Origin of the sequence: Flavobacterium gawalongense (genome assembly GCF_007097265.1) — a bacterium.
Taxonomy (GTDB): Bacteria; Bacteroidota; Bacteroidia; order Flavobacteriales; family Flavobacteriaceae; genus Flavobacterium; species Flavobacterium gawalongense.
Genome location: NZ_VJZP01000001.1, coordinates 30847 through 53028 on the forward strand (window position 1 = coordinate 30847; position 22182 = coordinate 53028).

The window sequence follows — 22182 nt, forward strand, 5'->3', positions numbered from 1 at the left end:
ATTTATACCGATGAAAAAAAAGAAAATACTTTTTCTGGGAGAATCCTATAGAGCTGATGCCATCACTTGGATGAACGGTCTCAGGGAATTTGGTGATTTTGAAATTATCACTTGGGAATTAAAAACATCCAACAATAATCTTAAAAACCGAATTTTAAGGATTTTCGAATTTGAATTAGCATTTTTTAGAATTAGAAAAATAATAAAATTACACAAACCAGATATGGTAATTGCAGAGAGAACTACAAGTTACGGCTTTCTTGCTGCATTATGCGGTGTAAAACCAGTGGCGATTGCACAACAAGGCAGAACCGATTTATGGCCTGAAAAATCCATTCTATTACCTTTAAAAAAACTTATTCAGCACTATGCCTTTCAAAAAGCGGATTTAATTCATGCTTGGGGACCAGTGATGACTATTTCTATGATCAAGGCCAATGTTGATATGAATAAAGTTTTGGTTTTACCAAAGGGAATTAATTTGGAAAAATTCGGGAATAAAAACAATGCTAATCCTGAAAAAATCAGCGCTATCGTAACGCGCTCTTTATTGCCGGAATACCGTCATGCTATTATTTTAAAATCTTTTGCCATTCTAAACCAAAAGGGAATTGATTTCGTACTTACCATTATAGGAGAAGGAACACAACTATCGACTTTGAAAGATTTATCAAAAAAATTAAATATCGAAAACAAAGTCAACTTTACAGGGAGAATTCCAAATACAGCATTACCAAAATTATTGCAAAAATCTAACATTTACATCAGCATGCCTATTACTGAAGGTGTTTCGGCCTCTTTATTTGAAGCGATGGCTACTAATTGTTATCCAATTGTAACCGATATTCCAGGAAATCAAAGTTGGATTAAACACCGAGAAAATGGACAATTAGTCACCGTTGATGATTTTGAAATGCTCGCAGAAGAATTAATCTGGGCATTTGAAAATAGCGAATATCGAAATAATGTCGTTTTGAAAAACAGAAAGTTTGTAGAACAAAATGCTGATTACAATATAAACATGAAAATTATTGCCAACAAATACCACGAATTAATCAACACAAACAGCCCCAACTAACTATGTGTGGAATTAATGGAATCTTGCATTTACAATCACAAAAAAAAGTGGACGAACGTATTCTTACTAAGATGCGCGATTTACTGGAACACCGCGGACCTGATGATAAAGGATTATTCATCGAAAATAATATTGGTTTTGGACACAGAAGACTTTCAATTCTGGATGTTTCCTCAGCAGGACACCAACCTTTTCTGTCGGATGATGGGAGATATGTGCTCGTTTATAATGGTGAAATCTATAATTACAAAGAATTTTATCCTGAATTAAAAAGCAATGGATTTGATATTAGAACCACTTCGGATACCGAAGTTTTAATGAAATTATTCCAACTGCATGGTTTAAAAATGCTCAACCGCCTCAACGGAATGTTTGCTTTTGCTATTTGGGATAAAATGGAAAAAAAGTTAATTGTTGTTCGGGACAGAATGGGCGTTAAACCTTTATATTATTCTTTTTACAACGAAACTTTTTATTTTGCATCCGAACAAAAAGCACTTTTCACGGCTGGAGTTCCTACTAAAATGGCACAAGACGGACTGGAAGAATACATTTTTAACCGATTTGTAGCCGGTGAAAATACATTGTATCAAAATGTAAAAAAAATATTGCCCGGACATATCATGACCATTCATGAAGATGGAAAAACCACTACCGAAAAATGGTGGAATTTAAAAAAGGAAATTCAAAATCAACCCAAAATTCAAAATCCGGTGGAATGGTTTCGAGAAACTTTTGACGATTCCATAAAATTGCGAATGGTAAGTGACGTTCCTGTTGGTGTATTATTGAGTGGCGGACTGGATTCTTCCTCCATTTTAGCTTCATTACACCACCAAAATTACAAAGACATACAAACTTTTAATATTGGTTTCAAAGAAAAAGAACATAACGAAGCACATTTAGCTAAAATGATGGCTGAGAAATTCGATTATGGTTTTCATACGATGCAATTGGAGGATACAAATCTGTATGATAAATTAATAAGTTCGACTTATTTTCAGGACGAACCAATTATGCATTTGAGTGAACCACATCTTTTGGCAGTTTCACAAATGGCAAAACCATCGGTAAAAGTAGTGCTTTCCGGTGAAGGCGCTGATGAATTAATGGGAGGTTATGTGCGATACAAAGCCTTGCAATATCCATCGTTATTGAATTCCATAGCAACCATTGGTAATTTAGATGTTTTTACAAAAAAACCACGGTACGAAAAGTTAACACGTTACGCACAAATCATTAAAAAATCTGATTTAGTAATATATAACGGCTCTAATATTTATCCCAATGATATTGCGGAAACCTTTGGAATTAATACGCCTCCAAAAAACGAATACAGAAAACAAATTTATAAAGAAGCAAAATCTTTATATCCGAATAATTTACGCCGACAAGCACTTTATTTTGACCAACATACCTATTTATGCTCGCTTCTGGACAGGAATGACCGTTGCACAATGGGCGCATCCATTGAATGTCGGGAACCATTTTTAGATCCAAGATTAATTGTTGGATTAGGTTCATTGGAAGATAAATGGCTATTTACAGGAAAAAAATGGAAATTCATTCTAAAAAAAGCAATGCAAGAACGCTTGCCAGACGAAATTCTAAAATTCAGGAAAGTAGGATTGAGTGCTCCTTGGGGAGATTACATCACAAAAAGCCCCGCTTTTAAAGAAGAGTTAGAATCTTTTTCCAAAAGTGATTTGTTCCAAATTCCTTATTTTGAACATATAAACATTGAGAAACTCGTTCAGAATTTACAAAAAGGAGACAGTCGAATGACTTCTTACATCATGCCTTTATTTATGATGCATATCTGGATGAAAACGTATGCAACTAAATTTTAATTCTTACTTTTGACCTGGAATTAAAAAATTCAAAAAGCACTTTCTTTTATGGAAATACTACATAATTTCTCTTTAAAAAAATACAATACATTTAGCATTGAAGCCAAAGCAAAACATTTCGTTGCGGTACATTCGGCAGCCGATTTGAAAACTATTTTACAAGAAAATAAATCCCAGAGAAAATTTATTTTGGGCGGCGGAAGCAATATGCTTTTGACAAAAGATATTGATGCATTGGTTATTCATATCGATTTGAAAGGCAAAAAAATTATAGCAGAAAACGATGATTTTGTCTGGGTCGAAAGTCAGGCTGGCGAAAACTGGCATCAATTTGTGCTTTGGGCCATCGACCAAAATTTTGGCGGTTTAGAAAACATGTCGCTAATTCCCGGAAATGTGGGAACCACTCCAGTACAAAATATTGGCGCTTATGGCGCTGAGATTAAAGACACTTTTGTTTCCTGTGAAGCGATGACCAGAGAAAATCAGGAAATTAAAACGTTTACAAAAGACGAGTGTCATTTTGGCTACCGAGAAAGCGTTTTCAAGAACGAAGTAAAAGACCAATATGTGATTACATCCGTTGTTTTTAAATTGACAAAGCGCAACCATAAAATCAATACTTCATACGGAGATATCACAACTGAATTAGCAAAAAACAGCATCTCCAATCCTACACTAAAAGACGTTAGTAATGCCGTAATTGCTATTCGCCAAAGTAAACTACCAGATCCGGCAGCACTGGGAAACAGCGGCAGTTTCTTTAAAAATCCTATTCTGTTGAAATCGGATTTCGAGAAAATTCATCAGCAATTTCCAGAAATGAAATATTATGACGTTTCTGAAACCGAAGTAAAAGTTCCTGCAGGATGGCTGATTGAGCAAGCCGGATTCAAAGGAAAACGTTTTGGCGATGCCGGAATCCATAAAAACCAAGCTTTGGTTTTAGTGAATTATGGTAATGCCACCGGACAGGAAATTTTGAATATTTCGAAGAATATTCAAGAGACTATTTTTAAGACGTTTGGCATTCACATTGAGGCCGAAGTCAATGTGATATAGGTTTTAGTGTTCAGTATTCAGTCGCAGTGTTCAGCTCCGATAGAAATCGGAATATAGATTTCAGATTATCAATTTCAAAATAGTATTTCAAAATCCCTAAATCCTAATTCTTAAATTAAAAATGCACACTCCAGATATTTATAAAAACGAAAATCAAGAAGAAATTAAAGATTTTCTAATACAGAATAGTTTTGGTATTCTAATCAATCAAACCAATGGAAAATTATGGGCAACTCATATCCCATTAGAATTGGACACTAATAAAGACGGAAAGGAAATTTTACATGGACACATTGCCAAGGAAAATCCACAATGGAAAGGTTTTGCCGATAATGACCAAGTTTTAGCTATTTTTTCCGGACCGCATTCTTATATTTCTTCCTCTTGGTATGATCATGAAAATGTACCAACATGGAACTATATTGCAGTTCATGTTTACGGGAAAATTAAAATTATCGAAGGCGACGCGGTAATAGAATCCCTAAAAAAATTAGTGGATAAATACGAACAAAATTCTGAAAACCCTATTCGTGTGGAAGATTTGTCAAAAAAAACCATGATGCAAACACGAGGCATTGTAGCATTCGAAATAGAAATTACAGCAATTCAGGCCACGAAAAAAATGTCACAAAACCGAGATGATAAAAACTACCAAAACATCATTTCAGAGTTGGAAAAAACCAACACAAATCAGTCCATCGCTGTAGCAAATGAAATGAAGAAATGCCCCAGATAAATTCTTTCAAAATTCATACTTTATAATTTACAATTCATAATTCTATTCATACCTTTGCACTCTCCCGAAATTTCGGTATTAAAAACTCATTAAACTCAGATGCTTATACTAATTCTTTACTTTTTTATTTTTATTGTTGTTGTTCAAATTTCGTATTATCTAGGTGTTTTTGGGAAATTTGCTTTCGTCAAAGCACAGAAGATAATGCCAAAAAGAATCCCGATTTCGGTTATTGTTTGTGCCAAAAACGAAGAAGAAAATGTAGCGAATTTTATCCCGCTACTTGCGGAACAAAACTATCCTGATTTTGAAATTGTCTTGATTGATGATGCTTCAAGTGATAATACTTTGGCTATTTTTGAAGGTTTTGAAAAGCAATACCCAAATGTTCGCTTGGTAAAAGTGGAGAACAACGAAGCCTTTTGGGGAAACAAAAAATACGCACTGACTTTAGGAATAAAAGCGGCTAAAAAAGAATATTTATTATTCACTGATGCGGATTGTTACCCAACTTCAAAAGATTGGATAATTGCAATGAGTTCTCAATTTACGATGCAAAAAACAATTGTTTTAGGTTATGGAAAATATGAAAAAATTGCTAATTCATTCCTGAATAAAATAATTCGTTTTGAAACTTTACTTACGGCAATTCAATATTTTTCTTGGGCAAAAATAGGACATCCGTATATGGGTGTAGGGAGAAATTTAGCTTATAAAAAAGAAGAATTTTTTAATGTAAATGGTTTCATAGAACACATGCAAATTCGTTCTGGTGATGATGATTTATTTGTAAACCAAGCGGCAAATGCCAGAAATACAACTATCGCTTACACACCGGAAAGTTTTACACTTTCTAAACCAAAAACTACATACAAAGACTGGTTTACCCAAAAAAGAAGACACGTAGCTACGGCAAATTATTATAAACCTCTCGATAAATTACAACTAGGAGTTTTCTATTGCTCTCAATTGCTATTTATTTTATTGCCTATTATCTTATTAGCTTTCCAATTTCAATGGATATTAGTTTTGAGTTTAATTGTTCTCAGATACCTTGTCGCTTGGATTGTTGTTGGATTTTCTGCAGGAAAATTAAAAGAAAATGACATTAAATTCTGGTTTCCTATCGTTGAGATAGTACTTATATTCACACAAATCAATATCTTTATAACAAATATATTCTCAAAACCGGTACATTGGAAATAAACAAACAAATAGAAAAAGCAAAACAAGGCGATCAGGTTGCCTTTACTTTTCTATTGGATTATTATTGGAATGAAGTATATGGTTTTATGCTGAAACGTACTGAAAACGAAACCAATGCAGAAGATATTACCATCGAAACTTTCTCGAAAGCTTTTGACAAAATAGCCACTTACAACTCCGAATTCCAGTTTAACACTTGGCTTATCGCTATTGCAAAAAATGTTCACATCGATTTATTACGAAAAAAAAAATCGAGCCTTTTTGTTGAAATTACTGAGGAAGAAGACCAACAAGCCTACAACATTGCCGACACTACTCCATCGGCAGAAGATGAATTGATTACGGAACAAAACCTTTCGCAATTACTGCAATTCATAAAAGAATTAAAACCACATTATCAAGAAGTCATCCAATTGCGCTATTTTCAGGAAATGAGTTACCAGGAAATCGCCAACAAAATTAACGAACCGTTGAGTAATGTCAAAATTAAATTGCTTCGCGCCAAAAAACTTCTGGCGGAAATCATTCAGAGTAGAAGATAGTTTTTTGATTTGGGGTTTATTCGTTTATTTGGTTATTCGTTTAATCGATATTAGAGATACCAGTTAATCGAATAAACGGTTAAACAATTAAACTAAAAAATAATCCACAGTTTTGATACTAAATTTCTTGTTATTTACGTTGTTAAAAATAAACAACACTTGCTTATGATTTAACTGATACTTAACCTTTAAATCCATAAATTATGTCAAAATTAAGCATTTACGAGACCCGCTGGATTGACCTTGTTTTTCAATACAGAAACAAAGAATATGGAGCGTATCAGTTGCGCCAGGAAAGCACCAAAACTTCAATAATGGCACTTTTTATGGGAATATTACTTTTAACTTCTGCTTTGAGTATTCCTGTGATTCTGAATTATTTTAATCCTCAAAATAGGATAACGATACCAGAATTCACAAATACCATAGTCAACGTAACTGACATTATACCCAATCAGCTTCAGGAAATAGCAAAGTCGGTTATTCCCGAAGTAAAAACACAAAATACCGAAGTGCCTATTCAAGGCGACCAACTTGTGAATCCTATTATCGTTCAGGCACAACTGGCAAATCAAGATATAGCAAAAAACACTGATAATACTACGGTTACAAACACGAGTACTGAAGGAACAACAACTGTTGGTATAAATCCGTCTTCTACATCCGGAACAGGAACGGAAACGACAGGTTCTATCGATCCCGGAAATACAATTGTAGCCACTCTAACTCTAGATAAACTTCCTGAATTTCCGGGAGGAATCAATAAGTTCTATACTTATGTAGGAAATAATTTTGAAAGACCAGATATTGACAGCGGCAGCACCATGAAAGTTTATGTGTCTTTTGTAATAGAAAAAGACGGAAGCATGACTGACATTCAAGTGAAAAGAGATCCTGGTTATGGTTTAGGAAAAGAAGCCATCCGAGTATTGAAATCATTGAAAACGAAATGGTCGCCCGGAATGATTGGCTCAAAACCGGTTCGAACTGCCTATAATCTCCCTATTACGGTTCAGATGAATTAATTAAAAAAACAGAAAAGCTTCATTTAATTTTGAATCTTTTTTTGAATACTGCCTTTATTTTTTTTTAAATATTTTATCTTAAAAACAACCAAAAGTTCTCTTTAGCCCTGATTGCAGTGGCATCCCACACATTTTTTTGCGTGGATACAACGAAAAGCAGGACAACTATTTCCTAAAAAAACGCAAATATTGTGCTCCAACTGCTTCAACTTCTCTTCCTTCAAATAAACAAATAAACAAATCCACAAATAAACTACATTCCTTATCTTTGTCCTTTGAAAATTGATATATGGAAACTGTTTTAGAAAATACTTTACCTGTAGGAAAACCGAAATGGTTGAAGGTAAAACTCCCAATTGGCCAAAAATATACGGAGCTTCGCGGCTTAGTAGATAAATATAGTTTGAACACGATATGTACTTCAGGAAGTTGTCCTAATATGGGCGAATGTTGGGGTGAAGGCACAGCTACTTTTATGATTTTAGGAAATGTGTGTACACGTTCCTGTGGTTTTTGTGGTGTAAAAACCGGAAGACCGGAAACTGTAGATTGGGATGAGCCGGAAAAAGTGGCGCGCTCCATAAAAATCATGAATATCAAACATGCTGTAATTACCAGTGTTGACAGAGATGATTTGAAAGATGGCGGATCCATTATTTGGATAGAAACCGTAAAAGCCATTCGCAGAATGAACCCAAACACAACGCTTGAAACGTTGATTCCGGATTTTCAAGGTATCGAAAGAAATATTGACCGTATCGTGGAAGCTAATCCTGAAGTGGTTTCGCATAATGTGGAAACCGTTCGCAGATTGACTCGTGAAGTGCGCATTCAGGCAAAATACGATAGAAGCCTTGAAGTGTTGCGTTACTTGAAAGAAAAAGGTATCAACAGAACGAAGTCAGGAATTATGCTTGGCCTTGGTGAAAAAGAAGAAGAAGTTTTCCAAACGATGCGAGATTTACGCGAGGCTAATGTTGATATTGTTACGATAGGTCAATACTTGCAACCCAGTAAAAAACACTTGCCGGTAAAGGAATTCATAACGCCGGATCAATTTGCAATATATGAGAAATTTGGTTTGGAATTGGGTTTCCGTCATGTAGAAAGCGGACCGTTAGTTCGTTCTTCATACAAAGCACAAAAACATATTCTTTAAAAAATTGTTTCAAGTTTAAGGTTTAAAGTTGCTCAACTTGAAACTTTAAACATGTGACTTTAAACAAAAAAATATTGAAAACAAGAATTGCCATTAATGGTTTTGGAAGAATTGGTCGGAATTTATTTCGCTTACTTTTAAACCATCCCAACATTGAAGTCGTTGCCATAAATGATATTGCAGATACTAAAACAATGGCACATTTAGTGAAGTACGATAGTATTCACGGTGTTTTACCATTCTCGGTAAGTCCTGATGAAAAAGGTTTTTTTGTAGACGGAAAACATTTTTTGTTTTTTCACGAAAAAAGCATTTCAAATCTGGATTGGAAAAGTTTAGATATCGATTACGTAATTGAGTCGACTGGAAAGTATTGTACTTTTGAAGATATAAATGCCCATATTTTAGTTGGCGCCAAGAAAGTGATTCTTTCTGCACCTTCAGAAGTGGATACGATAAAAACTGTCGTTCTGGGTGTGAATGAAAATATTCTTGATGGTACTGAAAGCATTATATCCAATGCCAGTTGCACAACGAACAATGCAGCACCAATGATGAAAGTTATCGATGAACTTTGTGGCATTGAGCAGGCTTATATTACAACTATTCACTCGTACACTACGGATCAAAGTTTACACGATCAACCGCATAAAGACTTACGCAGAGCACGTGGGGCAAGTCAATCTATTGTACCTACAACAACTGGAGCTGCTAAGGCATTAACAAAAATTTTTACTGAATTGCAAGGGAAAATTGGAGGATGCGGTATTAGAGTTCCTGTTCCGGACGGTTCCCTGACGGACATTACGTTCAATGTAAAACGAGCCGTTACTATAAATGAGATAAATGCCGCTTTCAAAATTGCAGCACAAACTAACTTAAAAGGAATTCTTGATTATACTGAAGATCCAATTGTTTCTGTTGATGTCATTGGAAATACAAACTCTTGCCTTTTTGATGCGCAACTCACTTCAGTAATTGATAAAATGGTAAAAGTAGTAGGCTGGTATGATAATGAAATAGGGTATTCATCCAGAATTATTGATTTGATTCTTTTGATTGAAAGTAAAAATAACTAATAAGAAAAAAATTTAGCTACAAATGAAATATCTTTTCATTTTTATCTTTTTTTTAAATTCGTTTCTGTATTCTCAGACTAATGAGAAAACAGATAGCATTCCGTATTACAGTAATTTAAGTAGCTCAAATATCTTAAACAATAAATACAAAAACGCACTTTTTTACACACAAAAGGCTATAAACTATTCTAAGGCAATTCGTAATACTCAAGCTCAGGCTAATCAAATCTATAACTTAGGTAAAATTTATTTTGATTTAAAAAAATATAATGATGCTATTGAAACCTTTCATAAAAGCATTACGTTATATAAAAACTTAAAACCAACCGCTACATACGCCTATTCCTATTATTACCTTGGAGTATGTTATATAGAAAAATCAAATTTTGCTGATGCCGAAATTTGTTTTACTGAAACACAATCATTATTTGACGAACTAAAAATTACCAACACTGCCGAAATACTACCGCTTCAAAGAGGAATTATAAGCAAGTCAAAAGCAAATTACGATGTCGCGTCAACAATTTTCAAAACCATCATTGCTAAACCTGATAGTCAGGCAATATTAAATTCAAAGGTAGAAGCATTATACCAAATAGGAACAATTGAAGCCTCAAAAAATAGATATAATTTAGCTTTAAACTATCTTAATAAAGCATTGGAGTTGAATGAAAAGGATGAAAATCTAGAACAAAAATCAAATATTTTACTTGCCTTAAGTACTGTTTTTGAAAAAATGTTGGATAAAAACAATGCCTATTCCTATTTGAAACAACATCTCAATCTGAAAGAAAGTATTTCTATTTTAAATAACGAAAGACTAGGAATTGATGATTACGATAAATTCAAAGAAACCGAACGTCTAAAGGAACTGGCACAAATTGATAGAGATACCAAACAGCAGGAGAAGACCAGTAAATTCTCTAAATTAATCAGCATTCTGGCTATTGCCTTAATTTCTATTTTATCATTACTAAGTTTGTCTTTGTATAAAAACAACATCATTAGAACGCAGTCCAATCTAATGTTGAAAGAAAAAAATAAAGAGTTAGAAATCGCAAAAGAGAAAGCAGAAAGAGCCTCTAATGCCCGATCAGAATTTTTATCGACCGTGAGTCATGAACTTCGGACACCATTAAATGCCATAAATGGAATAGCCCATTTATTGTTGGAAGAAAACCCGAAAAAATCCCAAATGAACTATTTATCTTCATTAAAATTTTCAGGAGATTATCTGACAAAATTTATAAATGAAATTCTGGAAATCAACAAAATTGATTCTAATAAACTTGAAATAGAATACATCAGCTTTAATCTTAAACAATTATTAGAAGACATAAAAAACTCTTTAAAAGAATTAGCATCTGTAAATAACAACATTTTTAAACTCGAAGTTGACCCGGCTATTCCAGATTATTTGATTGGTGATCCTACAAAATTATCTCAGATAATGATGAATTTGATTAACAATGCACTAAAATTCACAAAAAACGGTACCGTAAGCGTAATTGCAAAACTCCATTCTTTAGAGGATAAAAATGCAACTTTATATTTTGAAGTAATTGATACTGGAATTGGAATCCCGGCAGACAAGCTACAAAGTGTTTTTGATAGTTTTTCACAAGGCTCGATAGAAATCAATCGTAAATATGGTGGAACTGGTTTAGGTTTAACAATCGTAAAAAAATTGATTAAAATTCTGGGAGGAAGGATAAATTTAAAAAGTGTAGTAGGAAAAGGCTCTTCTTTTTCATTCGAATTACAATTTAAACTAGGTTCGCAATTAGTAACCATTGAAGAAAAACCGAAAACATACAATGACTCTTCCTTAAAAAACAAAAAAATACTTTTGGTAGAAGACAATAAAATCAATCAAATGATCACAGAAAAAATGCTTCGCAATAAAGGAGTTTTATGTGAGATTATTGATAATGGTGAAGATGCTATAGAAATAGTCAAAAAGAATAAATTTGACTTGATTCTTATGGATGTCCATTTACCAGGAATCAACGGAACTATTGCTACAGAAGAAATTAGAAAATTTGATACTAAAACACCTATAATTGCACTCACCGCTATCTCATTAGATGAAAATCGGGAAATGCTTTTATCCTTTGGCATGAATGATGTTGTTACCAAACCATTCATACCAGAAGAATTCTATGCTGTTATTGCTAAAAATGTATAGTAATTACTAATATTTCAAAATCAATTCTTTGATTAGACTTCTTACCTTTGGTTCGGCATTTTTAGCGGCTTCCAAAACTTCATCGTGAGAAATTGTCCCTATACTTTTTTCATCTCCCATATCAGTAATTACAGAAATTCCGAATGTTTCCAGATCCATGTGACGCGCCACAATCACCTCGGGAACAGTTGACATTCCTACGCAATCAGCCCCAAGAATTTTCACCATCCTATATTCAGCCAAAGTTTCAAAAGTTGGACCCTGCAAGCCAAGATAAATCCCTTCGTGAACCTCAATATTTAATTCCTGTGCTAATTCGGTAGCTTTAGCAATCATTTTTCTGGAATAGGGTTCACTCATATTTACAAAACGAGGTCCGAAACGTTCATCATTTTTTCCACGCAAAGGATGTTCCGGTGTCATATTGATATGATCTGTAATCATGACAATAGAACCCACTTTATAATTTGGATTTACGCCTCCTGAAGCATTTGAAACAATTAATTTTTCAACGCCTAAAAATTTCATCACTCGAACGGGAAAAGTCACTTCTTTCATCGAATAGCCTTCGTAGAAATGAAATCTTCCCTGCATGGCAACTACTTTTTTATCTCCTATTGTTCCAAAAACCAATGCTCCTTTATGACCTTGAACGGTTGACACAGGGAAATTTGGAATTTCGTTGTAAGGCAAAATAAATTCTACTTTCATTTCATTAGTAAAACTACCTAAACCTGACCCTAAAATCACACCATATTCAGGTGTAAAATAGATCCTTTCTTTAATATAACTTACGGTTTGTTGTACTTCTTTCCACATAATTTAAAATGGTTTTATCAAAATTTTCACTTCCTGAAATAAAAGAGCTTTTTATAGGCAGATAGAAAAGTTGTTCGTTTGGCAAACTTCCTTTCAATCGTACATAATCTTTTTCGGTAGTAATAATAATGTTGTTTTGCGCTAAATTTTTAATTTCTAAAATATCTTTATCGGTAAAATTATGATGATCAGGAAAAGACAAACTGGCATCATTTGCATTTTGCAAATAAGCAAAAAACGGTTCGGGCTTTGCAATTCCTGCCACTAGTACCTTATCAAAAGATTTAATTTCATCGACTTTTATCTTTTTATTTTCGGAATAAATATACTCATCATAATCGATGTAAGTAAAATACAATTGCTGATTTTCAGCAATTTTCAATTTATTTTTAATCTCATTTTGCTCGTCAAGCGAAAGATTCGAAGGGCATTTCGTAACAATAACCACGTTGGCTCGTTTTGCTCCACTGCTACTCTCCCGTAAATTTCCTGTTGGAAGCACAATATCATTCGAATACAAATCACCATAGGAAGTCAGTAAAATATAGAAACCTGCTTTGACTTTTCGGTGTTGAAAAGCATCATCTAACAAAATAACTTCTGGTTTTTCTTGTTGCCCAAGCAATCGTTCAATTCCATTTTTTCTATCAGCATCTACGGCAACTTGAATGGTTGCGAATTTTTGAAAAAACTGAAAAGGTTCGTCTCCAAGAATCGTAGCATCCGAAGTGGCATCTGCTAAAACAAACCCATTTGATTGTCTTTTATAACCCCTGCTTAAAGTAGCTATTTTATATTTATCAGAAAGCAATCGAATCAAATATTCAATTTGAGGGGTTTTTCCGGTTCCGCCAACGCTTAGATTTCCAACAGCAATAATAGGTAAATCAAAAGAATAGGATTTTAAAATCCCTTTGTCGAAAAGAAAATTCCGAATACTCGTTATCAGACCATATAAAATGGCAAACGGAAACAGTAATTTTCGCAGTAAATTCATTTTACGAAAGTAGAATAAATTATCTTTGATTTAAAATTTTGTTTCTTTTGTTTAATGTTTAAAGTTGATCAACATTAAACTTTAAACCTTAGACTTTAAACTAAAAAATCATGAAAATCAAAGAAATCATTTCCGTGCTTGAAGAAATGGCGCCACTCGCCTATGCTGAAGATTTTGACAATGTGGGTTTATTGGTTGGAGATCAAGAATCAGAAGCGACAGGTGTTTTAGTTTGCCATGATGCTTTAGAAAATATAATAGACGAAGCGATTGCCAAAAAATGCAATTTGGTGGTTTGTTTTCATCCCATATTATTTTCCGGATTAAAGAAAATTACGGGTAAAAACTACGTGGAGCGAGCGGTTATTAAAGCCATAAAAAATGACATCGCCATTTATGCCGTTCATACTGCTTTGGACAATCATCAAGAAGGCGTGAATAAAATATTTTGTGATGCATTAGGATTAATAAAGACTAAAATCCTGATTCCGAAGCAAAATTTTATTCGGAAATTAGTAACCTATACTATTCCTGAAAATGCAGAAGAAGTTCGAAATGCATTATTTGATGCCGGTGCGGGAACGATTGGGAATTATGAAAATTGCAGTTTTAATTCGAAAGGAATCGGAACCTATATGGGAAACGAGCACAGTAACCCTCAAGTCGGCGAGCAATTTGAATTTGTACAAGGAGATGAAATCAAAATCGAAGTCACTTTCGAAAAGCATTTAGAAAATAAAATTCTAAAAGCATTATTTAGAAGCCATGCCTACGAAGAGATCGCTTATGAAATTTATGATTTACAAAACAAACATCAAAATATTGGTTTGGGAATGATTGGGGAATTGAAAAATCCCATGAAAGAAAAAGAGTTTCTACTTTTTGCAAAAGAAAAAATGCAAGCTGATGGCATTCGACATTCCAACTTTATAGGAAAGGAAATAAAAAAAGTGGCAGTTCTTGGCGGAGCAGGAAGTTTTGCGATAAAAAATGCGATTCAGGCTGGTGCGGATGCTTATTTAACTGCTGATTTGAAGTATCATCAGTTTTATGAAGCCGAAAATAGGCTTTTATTGGCTGATATTGGACATTTTGAAAGCGAACGCTATACAAAAAATTATATTGTTGAGTATCTTCGGAAAAAAAACCTTAATTTTGCAGTTATTTTATCAGAAGAAAATTCAAATCCAGTTAAGTACTTATAGAATATGGCGAATACGAAAGAATTAAGTGTTGAGGACAAGTTAAGAGCGATTTACGATTTACAACTAATTGACTCTAGAATTGACGAAATCAGAAACGTAAGAGGAGAACTTCCTTTAGAAGTAGAGGATTTAGAAGATGAAGTTGCAGGTTTAAGCACACGTTCAGAGAAATTGAAAAGTGAACTCGAAGTTATCGAAGATCTAATCAAGGTAAAAAAGAATGCAATTGATGAGCACAAAGAGGCTATCAAAAAATATACAAAGCAACAAGAAACTGTTCGTAATAACAGAGAATTTAATTCGTTGACTAAAGAGGTTGAATTTCAAGAATTAGAAATTCAATTGTCTGAAAAACAAATTAAAGAAATGAAAGCTTCTATCGAACATAAGAAAGAAGTAATCTCAAATTCAAAAGAAAGATTAGAAGCAAAATCTAACCATTTGAAACACAAAAAATCAGAATTAGACGCTATTATGTCTGAAACTGCTAAAGAAGAAGCGTTTTTATCTGAGAAATCAGCTGAATATCAAGCTTTAATCGAAGAAAGACTATTGAAAGCTTATACCAGAATCAGAACAAGTGTTCGTAATGGATTAGCTGTTGTTTCTATTGAAAGAGGAGCATCTGCAGGATCATTCTTCACCATTCCACCTCAGACACAAGTAGAAATTGCTTCAAGAAAGAAAATCATCACTGATGAACATTCAGGAAGAATATTAGTCGACAGCACACTGGCTGACGAAGAAAAAGAGAAAATGGAACAATTGTTTTCTAAATTCTAATTACTTTTAAGTCCCGATAAACATCGGGACTTTTTTATTATGAAAAAAATGTTGTTTTTTATATTCACTAAATCTATTGGATTATACATTAACCTTTTGAGCTTTGTATTTCCAAAAAAAGCATCGCAACTCGCGTATGCCTTTTTTAGTGAACCCAGAGAAGGTAAATTATCTAAAACTAATCTGCCGGAAATTCTACAGGAAGCACAGTCCGAAACGTTCCAACAAGAAGAACATTGCTTTCAAACGTATACTTGGAAAGGAAATGATTCTATAATTCTTTTGGTTCACGGATGGGAAAGCAACGCTTCTCGCTGGGAGAACTTCCTACCCTATCTAAAAAAATCAGGAAGTACTATTATAGCCATCGACGGTCCGGCTCATGGATTATCCAGCGGAAAAGAATTTAGCATTCCTAAATATGCCGAATTTATTCATATCGCTGTAGAAAAGTTTCAGCCACAGTACCTGATTGGTCATTCCATTGGTGGAAAAACCTGTTTGTATTACCAATCGGTATATCAAAACAATCTGCTTAAAAAAATGGTAATTCTGGGAGCACCAAGTGATTTCAAGATTATCCTGCACAATTACATTGCGTTATTGAGTTTGAATTCTAAAATTTCAAAATCTTTAGAAGATCATTATTTGAATAATTTTAAACTTAACCTGGAACAATTTTCCGGAAAACTATTCGCTTCAAAATTAAACATAAAAGGATTGATTGCCCATGACATTGACGACACGGTAGTTTTATTCGAAGAAGGAAAAAAAATTGCAAGTACCTGGAAGAATGTGGTTTTTATTGAAACTAAGGGTTTAGGACACAGCATGCATGACGACGAGTTATATGAAAAAGTCTCCCGTTTTTTATTTGAAGCGGAGTAATTAAAATGAGATCGCAGTAAAATCTTTTACTGACTTCTTAATTTTCAAATAAACAAATAACCACATAAACGATTAAACAATTTAGTACTACTTTTGCATCATGGAAGAAAATCTAAAACGCCTCAATAAATTCATAGGAGAAACCGGGTATTGCTCCCGCCGAGAAGCCGATAAAATCATTGAAGAAGGTCGTGTAACCATCAATGGAGTCGTTCCGGAATTAGGGACAAAAGTTTCGCCAGATGATGAAGTGCGTATCGACGGTAAACTCATCCGTGAGAAAAACGAAAAACCCGTTTATCTTGCTTTCTATAAACCTGTTGGAATTGAATGTACCACAAACCTAGACGTTCGTAATAACATTGTAGATTACATCAATTATCCCAAACGTATTTTCCCTATTGGTCGACTAGACAAAGCCAGTGAAGGATTGATTTTCATGACCAATGATGGTGACATTGTTAATAAAATATTGCGCGCCAGAAACAATCACGAAAAAGAATATACGGTAACGGTAAACAAACCTATTACAGATCGTTTTATAGAACGAATGGGGAATGGAGTCCCAATTTTGGACACGGTAACCCGAAAATGTAAAGTGGAACAAATCAGTAAATTCACTTTCAAAATTATCCTGACGCAAGGATTGAATCGCCAAATTCGTAGAATGACAGAATATTTAGGTTACGAAGTTACGGCTTTGAAACGCATTCGCATCATCAATATTTCATTAGATGTTCCTGTAGGGCGTTACCGTGATCTGACTGATGCCGAAATCAAAGAATTGAACGAGCTTATTGAGCCTTCCAGTAAAACAGAAGAAGCCAGTTTACCTAAAACGGAAGCACCAAAAAGAAGAACCGAATTCATCAAAAGAGACGATCCAAGGTTTAAAGGAAGAGGGGATTATTAAACCATAATCAACTATTAAACAACGATTAACTTATTATCATTCTATTTTCGGGATACAATTTATAAATCCAAACAAGGCCTCCACAGGCTTATTAAATAGTGATACCCACTGACTATTTCAATTCGGGATACAATTACTTAACCTTTTGTTTGAAGTATTTTAATCTGTTTTTTTAATGAACGCAATAAATTTGCAGGACATCTAAAAAAATAGTACTTGAAATTTTTCTTCAACAATTTTCGTTACTTCAGAACACAAATATTTTTATCATTTTCATTAATGATTGTTTTGATAGTTGTTTGGTTTATGTTTTATCTGTATATCGACCGTAAAGTGCATCATCTGAATAACTTCACTTACAAATCGTATCGGGTTTCACAAGACTTTAGTGCTAACATAAGAAATTTTCAAACTTTTTTATTGTTTGGATATAAGGAAAAAGACTTTTATATTAATCATAATCAGAAAGACCTTAAACTATATATAGACAACTTAAAAAGCCAAAGAAAGGAAGTTGATCTAATTTTCAAAGAATCGAAAGAGTTGAACATTGGAACAAATCAATCTATGATTACGCTTTCAAAAGAAATAGATAATCTTTATGTTATTGTAAATCAATTTAAAAAAATAGCATTAATTCGGGGGTTTAAAGATTATGGAATTGAAGGAAAAATGAGAGACAAAGCACATTTTTTAGAAAAAAAGTCTTCATTAAATAAAATTACTTTACTTCAATTTCGCAGACATGAAAAAGACTATTTGTTACGTTCAGACGATACTTATATTAAAAATTTTGAGGATTTGTATAATTCTACTATAAGAGAAAAAAATATTGATTCAGCAACCAGGCAAGTTCTTATAGATTACAAAAATGATTTTGATTCTTTGGTGAAATTGAGTTCAAAACTAGGAGTTGCTCAAAATCAAGGTCTATATGGAAAAATAAATCAAATCAATGAGGTTGTTGAAAATTCATTTGTTCAAATTATAGCCCATAATAAAAAAAGAATAAATGAATTAAAAGAAACCTTATTCTATTTTCAATTATGCCAAACACTACTCATGATGCTAATTGCTTTAATATTAAGTACTTATATATCTAAATATTTCACAAAAGACATCAAATTACTTTCTTTAGATATTTCAAATTATATAAAGTCCAATTTCAAAGAACCTATATCTAATTTAAATCATAAATCATCAATTAGAGAAGTTGATTTCTTATTAAAAAGTTACGGAATATTAAAAGAAAAGCTATCTGAAAACATTATTTTTTTAGAAAAAAAAACCGAGCAAGCAAATAAAATAGCAACATTCAAAACACAATTTCTTGCCAATATGAGTCATGAAATTCGCTCACCCCTTAATGGAGTTATCGGAATGTTAAACATGCTCAAAACAAGCGCATTGAATAGCGAACAAACCGAATACATCGAAATAGCAGAACACAGTGCAGACCATCTTTTGGGGATTGTAAATATGATTTTAGATCATTCAAAAATGGAAGCTGGTAAAATGAAGGTAGAACAATATCCAATAAATCTTAAAAAAGAACTCACTAAACTAATCCGATTATTTGAATACCGAATAAATGATAAAAACATAGAACTACATTTTATTTATGATGATAAAATCTCTAATAATATACTTGGTGATAATTTAAGATTGCAACAAGTATTGATTAACCTTATTGACAATGCAATTAAGTTTACAACTCATGGTGATGTTAAACTTGAGGTAAATTTATTAAATCGAATAGATGATTTACAATATTTGAATTTTAAAATCACGGATTCTGGTATAGGTATTGACCCTGATAAAACAGAACAAATGCTTTTAGCATTTGAACAAGCAGATTTAACAACCACGAGAAAATATGGTGGCACAGGATTGGGTTTAACAATTTCTAACCAATTAGTACAACTAATGGGAGGAACTAAATTAAATATTATAGCTTTAGAAAGTGGCGGATCGAGTTTTAGTTTTGAAATTCCATTTAAAATTAATACCAATGTGCTTTCAATTGAAGACAACAATGAAACTCAGTTTAATACTATAAAAGATGTAATTATTAATAAAGCATTAATTGTTGAAGATAATTTAATCAATCAAAAAGTATTGTATAAACTTCTGGATAAACTAAATATCCCTTCAGATATTGCAATTAATGGAAAAGAAGCGGTTTCACTTTATAATGAAAACGATTATGACATTATTTTTATGGACTTACACATGCCTGAAATGGATGGGTTTGAAGCTACAGAAAAAATACATTCCTCTCCAAAATATCAAATAAACGCGATACCAATTATTGCTGTAACTGCAAGTGCATTTGATGAAGACAAGGTAAAAGCCATTTCTAACGGTATGGATGATTTTATAACGAAACCCGTTGTTTTAAAAAACCTGGAAGAAATAATAGCTAAACAAATGCAGCTCCAGATGTAACCAATAAAACCCTAAACATCAATACGAAACACTCTTCCGTAACGGTGTATTTTATGCATTCCTATTTTAAGGATGGGATAACAGATTTAAAAACGTTTCAAAATTCGAAACGTTTTTTTAAAACCATCTTTTTCTTTTAAATAAAAACACACCAAAAGCAGATAACAGAACTGATATTGAAATGATAATCCCTATTCCATACGGATTATTTTGCAGGTCATTGGGCACATTCATTCCATACAAACTCGCAATCAATGTTGGAATCATCAGAATAATCGAAATCGAAGTCATCTGTTTCATAATAGTATTCATATTATTAGAAATCACAGAGGCATACGCATCCATCGTTCCAGTCAGGATGTCACTGTAAATATTGGTGGTTTCCTGTGCCTGACGCAATTCAATCTCAACATCTTCCAGTAATTCGAGATCAAAATGTTCTTTTTGTGATTTTATATTCCGAATTCGGTGTAATAAAATATCATTCCCTTTCAGCGAAGTCATGAAGAACACCAAACATTTTTCTATTTGAAGCAAAGCTTGTAATTCTTCATTCTTAATCGATTTTTCCAGATTATCTTCTGCCAATTTAATTTTTTGATTGACTTGTTTGAGGTATTTTAGATACCAAACACTCGAAGACAACAACAATTTCAATACGAGATCAAAGTTATCTTTTATATCAATATTCTTGCGTTGGGTGTAAGTTACAAAATCGATAAGCATTTCTGTTTTCTGAAAACTTATGGTAACACAAATGTCGTCTTTGAAAATTACGCCTACAGGAATCGTATGAAAAGGCAATTTTACATCATTGCTCTTTACAGGAATTCGCATGAGAATCAATGTCCACCCATTTTCAATCTCAATACGGGGTCTTTCGTCAATATCTTCGATATCATTATAGAATGCCTCGGGAATTTGCAATTCCTCAAGTAAGTATTTCTTTTCTGCTTCAGTTGGACATTCAATATTTATCCAGCAGTTTGGAGACCATTCTTTAGTGGCAATTAATCCGTTATTGTTTTTGTAAAAAGCTCTCATTTCAAAATTCTATAGGTTTATTCATAGCATTTTGAATGGTGTATCAAGTGCTATATTAATTCAATATTTCCGAATAATAATCGTCCATTTTAAATGGCCTGTTTTTTAAGTGTTGCAAAAGTATTCTTTATATTTTGTTACAGTAATCAATTATCAGAATTTTAAGCGTTTTTTAAGATAAAAAAAGCCTTAAACTATCGTTTAAGGCTCTAAGTAAAGTATATTGTTCTTACTTGTTTATTCTCATTTCTCTTGCCAAAAGTGTATTTTTCAATAACATCGCAATCGTCATGGGTCCTACTCCACCGGGAACTGGGGTAATAAACGATGCTTTTTTACTCACATGTTCAAAATCAACATCACCGGTTATTACATAACCTTTGTCATTTGTTTCATCAGGAACACGAGTAATACCAACGTCAATAACCACAACTCCATCTTTCACCATATCCGCTTTTAGATAATTAGGAACACCAAGAGCGGTGATAATGATATCAGCCTGAATCGTAATTTCTTCAATATTTTTAGTGTAGCTATGCGTCAAGGTTACCGTTGAGTTTCCTGGAAAGCCTTTTCTTCCCATTAAAATACTCATAGGACGACCTACAATATGGCTACGACCAATAACTACGGTATGTTTTCCTTTAGTTTCCACACCGTATCTTTCTAACAATTCTAGAATTCCGAAAGGCGTTGCAGGAATAAAAGTGGTCATGTCTAATGCCATTTTTCCAAAATTCTCTGGATGAAATCCATCAACATCTTTACTTGGATCCACTGCCATCAATACTTTTTGCTCATCGATTTGTTCAGGAAGCGGCAATTGAACGATAAACCCATCAATGTTATCATCTTCATTCAACTCTTTAATCTTATTCAACAACTCAATTTCAGTTGTAGTACTTGGCATTTTCACTAAAGTCGATTCAAAACCCACTCGTTCACAAGCTTTTACCTTACTTCCAACATACGTTAAACTAGCACCATCGTTACCCACAATTACTGCTGCTAAATGAGGTACTTTCTCCCCATTGCTTTTCATTTTTTGTACTTCGGCAGCGATTTCGCTTTTAATATCTTCTGCTGTTTTTTTTCCGTCTAGTAGTTGCATTTTTAAAATTGTTTAAAGTTTAAAGTTTAAAGTTTTGAAAACTAGAAAC

19 protein-coding genes are annotated in these 22182 nt (G+C 33.2%); 15 read left to right on the plus strand and 4 right to left on the minus strand.

Features of this window, described 5'->3' with window-relative positions:
• The first annotated feature begins 10 nt into the window (after nt 1-10).
• The 10 genes from FNW38_RS00155 to FNW38_RS00200 all read left to right on the plus strand — a co-directional run bounded on the left by FNW38_RS00155 (nt 11) and on the right by FNW38_RS00200 (nt 11925).
• Nucleotides 11-1078 (plus strand): glycosyltransferase, encoded by a 1068-nt coding sequence (locus tag FNW38_RS00155; RefSeq protein ID WP_143385862.1) that lies wholly within the window; start codon nt 11-13, stop codon nt 1076-1078.
• Between the two features lie 2 nt (nt 1079-1080).
• Nucleotides 1081-2928 (plus strand): asparagine synthase (glutamine-hydrolyzing), encoded by a 1848-nt coding sequence (gene asnB / locus FNW38_RS00160; protein WP_144064449.1) that lies wholly within the window; start codon nt 1081-1083, stop codon nt 2926-2928.
• 48 nt (nt 2929-2976) lie between these two features.
• Nucleotides 2977-3990 (plus strand): UDP-N-acetylmuramate dehydrogenase, encoded by a 1014-nt coding sequence (gene murB, locus FNW38_RS00165; RefSeq protein WP_144064448.1) that lies wholly within the window; start codon nt 2977-2979, stop codon nt 3988-3990.
• A gap of 121 nt (nt 3991-4111) precedes the next feature.
• A complete protein-coding gene (locus FNW38_RS00170; protein ID WP_144064447.1) occupies nt 4112-4726 on the plus strand; it encodes an FMN-binding negative transcriptional regulator in 615 nt (204 codons plus the stop codon).
• A gap of 99 nt (nt 4727-4825) precedes the next feature.
• A complete protein-coding gene (locus tag FNW38_RS00175) occupies nt 4826-5932 on the plus strand; it encodes a glycosyltransferase (protein WP_143385858.1) in 1107 nt (368 codons plus the stop codon).
• The gene (locus FNW38_RS00180) at nt 5923-6474 is read left to right on the plus strand and encodes an RNA polymerase sigma factor (protein ID WP_143385857.1); all 552 of its coding nucleotides are present in this window, start codon (nt 5923-5925) and stop codon (nt 6472-6474) included. The genes FNW38_RS00175 and FNW38_RS00180 overlap by 10 nt, the downstream gene beginning before the upstream one ends.
• Before the next feature lie 203 nt (nt 6475-6677).
• Nucleotides 6678-7499 (plus strand): energy transducer TonB, encoded by an 822-nt coding sequence (locus FNW38_RS00185; RefSeq protein WP_143385856.1) that lies wholly within the window; start codon nt 6678-6680, stop codon nt 7497-7499.
• A gap of 289 nt (nt 7500-7788) precedes the next feature.
• Nucleotides 7789-8658: a lipoyl synthase gene (lipA, locus tag FNW38_RS00190; RefSeq protein WP_143385855.1), complete on the plus strand. Its 870-nt coding sequence runs from the start codon at nt 7789-7791 to the stop codon at nt 8656-8658.
• A 74-nt stretch (nt 8659-8732) separates the two neighbouring features.
• Nucleotides 8733-9737, plus strand: coding sequence for a type I glyceraldehyde-3-phosphate dehydrogenase (gene gap / locus FNW38_RS00195; protein WP_143385854.1), 1005 nt, complete (start codon nt 8733-8735; stop codon nt 9735-9737).
• Nucleotides 9738-9759: 22 nt separating this feature from the next.
• Nucleotides 9760-11925: a tetratricopeptide repeat-containing hybrid sensor histidine kinase/response regulator gene (locus FNW38_RS00200; protein WP_144064446.1), complete on the plus strand. Its 2166-nt coding sequence runs from the start codon at nt 9760-9762 to the stop codon at nt 11923-11925.
• A 6-nt stretch (nt 11926-11931) separates the two neighbouring features.
• Here FNW38_RS00200 and FNW38_RS00205 read toward each other — a convergent pair whose 3' ends face one another.
• Together FNW38_RS00205 and lpxK are read right to left on the minus strand one after the other, a co-directional pair.
• Nucleotides 11932-12744 (minus strand): purine-nucleoside phosphorylase, encoded by an 813-nt coding sequence (locus tag FNW38_RS00205; protein ID WP_144064445.1) that lies wholly within the window; start codon nt 12742-12744, stop codon nt 11932-11934.
• Nucleotides 12707-13741, minus strand: coding sequence for a tetraacyldisaccharide 4'-kinase (gene lpxK, locus FNW38_RS00210; protein WP_143385851.1), 1035 nt, complete (start codon nt 13739-13741; stop codon nt 12707-12709). The genes FNW38_RS00205 and lpxK overlap by 38 nt, the downstream gene beginning before the upstream one ends.
• Nucleotides 13742-13851: 110 nt before the next feature.
• Here lpxK and FNW38_RS00215 point away from each other — a divergent pair, with 110 nt between their 5' ends.
• The 5 genes from FNW38_RS00215 to FNW38_RS00235 all read left to right on the plus strand — a co-directional run bounded on the left by FNW38_RS00215 (nt 13852) and on the right by FNW38_RS00235 (nt 19978).
• A complete protein-coding gene (locus tag FNW38_RS00215) occupies nt 13852-14946 on the plus strand; it encodes a Nif3-like dinuclear metal center hexameric protein (protein ID WP_144064444.1) in 1095 nt (364 codons plus the stop codon).
• 3 nt (nt 14947-14949) lie between these two features.
• A complete protein-coding gene (locus tag FNW38_RS00220; RefSeq protein ID WP_143385849.1) occupies nt 14950-15729 on the plus strand; it encodes a zinc ribbon domain-containing protein in 780 nt (259 codons plus the stop codon).
• Nucleotides 15730-15768: 39 nt separating this feature from the next.
• Entirely contained in the window at nt 15769-16617 is an 849-nt protein-coding gene (locus tag FNW38_RS00225) for an alpha/beta fold hydrolase (RefSeq protein WP_144064443.1), read from the plus strand.
• A 100-nt stretch (nt 16618-16717) separates the two neighbouring features.
• Complete coding sequence (gene rluF / locus FNW38_RS00230; RefSeq protein ID WP_144064442.1) at nt 16718-17530, plus strand: 23S rRNA pseudouridine(2604) synthase RluF; 813 nt, start codon at nt 16718-16720, stop codon at nt 17528-17530.
• Nucleotides 17531-17746: 216 nt separating this feature from the next.
• Nucleotides 17747-19978 (plus strand): response regulator, encoded by a 2232-nt coding sequence (locus FNW38_RS00235; RefSeq protein WP_144064441.1) that lies wholly within the window; start codon nt 17747-17749, stop codon nt 19976-19978.
• 117 nt (nt 19979-20095) lie between these two features.
• Here the strand turns inward: FNW38_RS00235 and FNW38_RS00240 are convergent, their stop codons facing one another.
• Nucleotides 20096-21022, minus strand: coding sequence for a magnesium transporter CorA family protein (locus tag FNW38_RS00240; protein WP_144064440.1), 927 nt, complete (start codon nt 21020-21022; stop codon nt 20096-20098).
• Nucleotides 21023-21251: 229 nt separating this feature from the next.
• Nucleotides 21252-22133, minus strand: a complete 882-nt coding sequence (locus tag FNW38_RS00245; protein WP_143385844.1) for a bifunctional 5,10-methylenetetrahydrofolate dehydrogenase/5,10-methenyltetrahydrofolate cyclohydrolase — start codon at nt 22131-22133, stop codon at nt 21252-21254.
• Nucleotides 22134-22182 lie beyond the last annotated feature (49 nt).

Excerpts from the sequence above, each read along its gene's own strand:
- FNW38_RS00155 (WP_143385862.1), top strand. The coding sequence starts at position 11 with ATGAAAAAAAAGAAAATACTTTTTCTGGGAGAATCCTATAGAGCTGAT.
- asnB (WP_144064449.1), top strand. The coding sequence starts at position 1,081 with ATGTGTGGAATTAATGGAATCTTGCATTTACAATCACAAAAAAAAGTG.
- murB (WP_144064448.1), top strand. The coding sequence starts at position 2,977 with ATGGAAATACTACATAATTTCTCTTTAAAAAAATACAATACATTTAGC.
- FNW38_RS00170 (WP_144064447.1), top strand. The coding sequence starts at position 4,112 with ATGCACACTCCAGATATTTATAAAAACGAAAATCAAGAAGAAATTAAA.
- FNW38_RS00175 (WP_143385858.1), top strand. The coding sequence starts at position 4,826 with ATGCTTATACTAATTCTTTACTTTTTTATTTTTATTGTTGTTGTTCAA.
- FNW38_RS00185 (WP_143385856.1), top strand. The coding sequence starts at position 6,678 with ATGTCAAAATTAAGCATTTACGAGACCCGCTGGATTGACCTTGTTTTT.
- lipA (WP_143385855.1), top strand. The coding sequence starts at position 7,789 with ATGGAAACTGTTTTAGAAAATACTTTACCTGTAGGAAAACCGAAATGG.
- FNW38_RS00200 (WP_144064446.1), top strand. The coding sequence starts at position 9,760 with ATGAAATATCTTTTCATTTTTATCTTTTTTTTAAATTCGTTTCTGTAT.
- FNW38_RS00205 (WP_144064445.1), bottom strand. The coding sequence starts at position 12,744 with ATGTGGAAAGAAGTACAACAAACCGTAAGTTATATTAAAGAAAGGATC.
- lpxK (WP_143385851.1), bottom strand. The coding sequence starts at position 13,741 with ATGAATTTACTGCGAAAATTACTGTTTCCGTTTGCCATTTTATATGGT.
- FNW38_RS00215 (WP_144064444.1), top strand. The coding sequence starts at position 13,852 with ATGAAAATCAAAGAAATCATTTCCGTGCTTGAAGAAATGGCGCCACTC.
- FNW38_RS00220 (WP_143385849.1), top strand. The coding sequence starts at position 14,950 with ATGGCGAATACGAAAGAATTAAGTGTTGAGGACAAGTTAAGAGCGATT.
- FNW38_RS00225 (WP_144064443.1), top strand. The coding sequence starts at position 15,769 with ATGAAAAAAATGTTGTTTTTTATATTCACTAAATCTATTGGATTATAC.
- rluF (WP_144064442.1), top strand. The coding sequence starts at position 16,718 with ATGGAAGAAAATCTAAAACGCCTCAATAAATTCATAGGAGAAACCGGG.
- FNW38_RS00240 (WP_144064440.1), bottom strand. The coding sequence starts at position 21,022 with ATGAGAGCTTTTTACAAAAACAATAACGGATTAATTGCCACTAAAGAA.
- FNW38_RS00245 (WP_143385844.1), bottom strand. The coding sequence starts at position 22,133 with ATGCAACTACTAGACGGAAAAAAAACAGCAGAAGATATTAAAAGCGAA.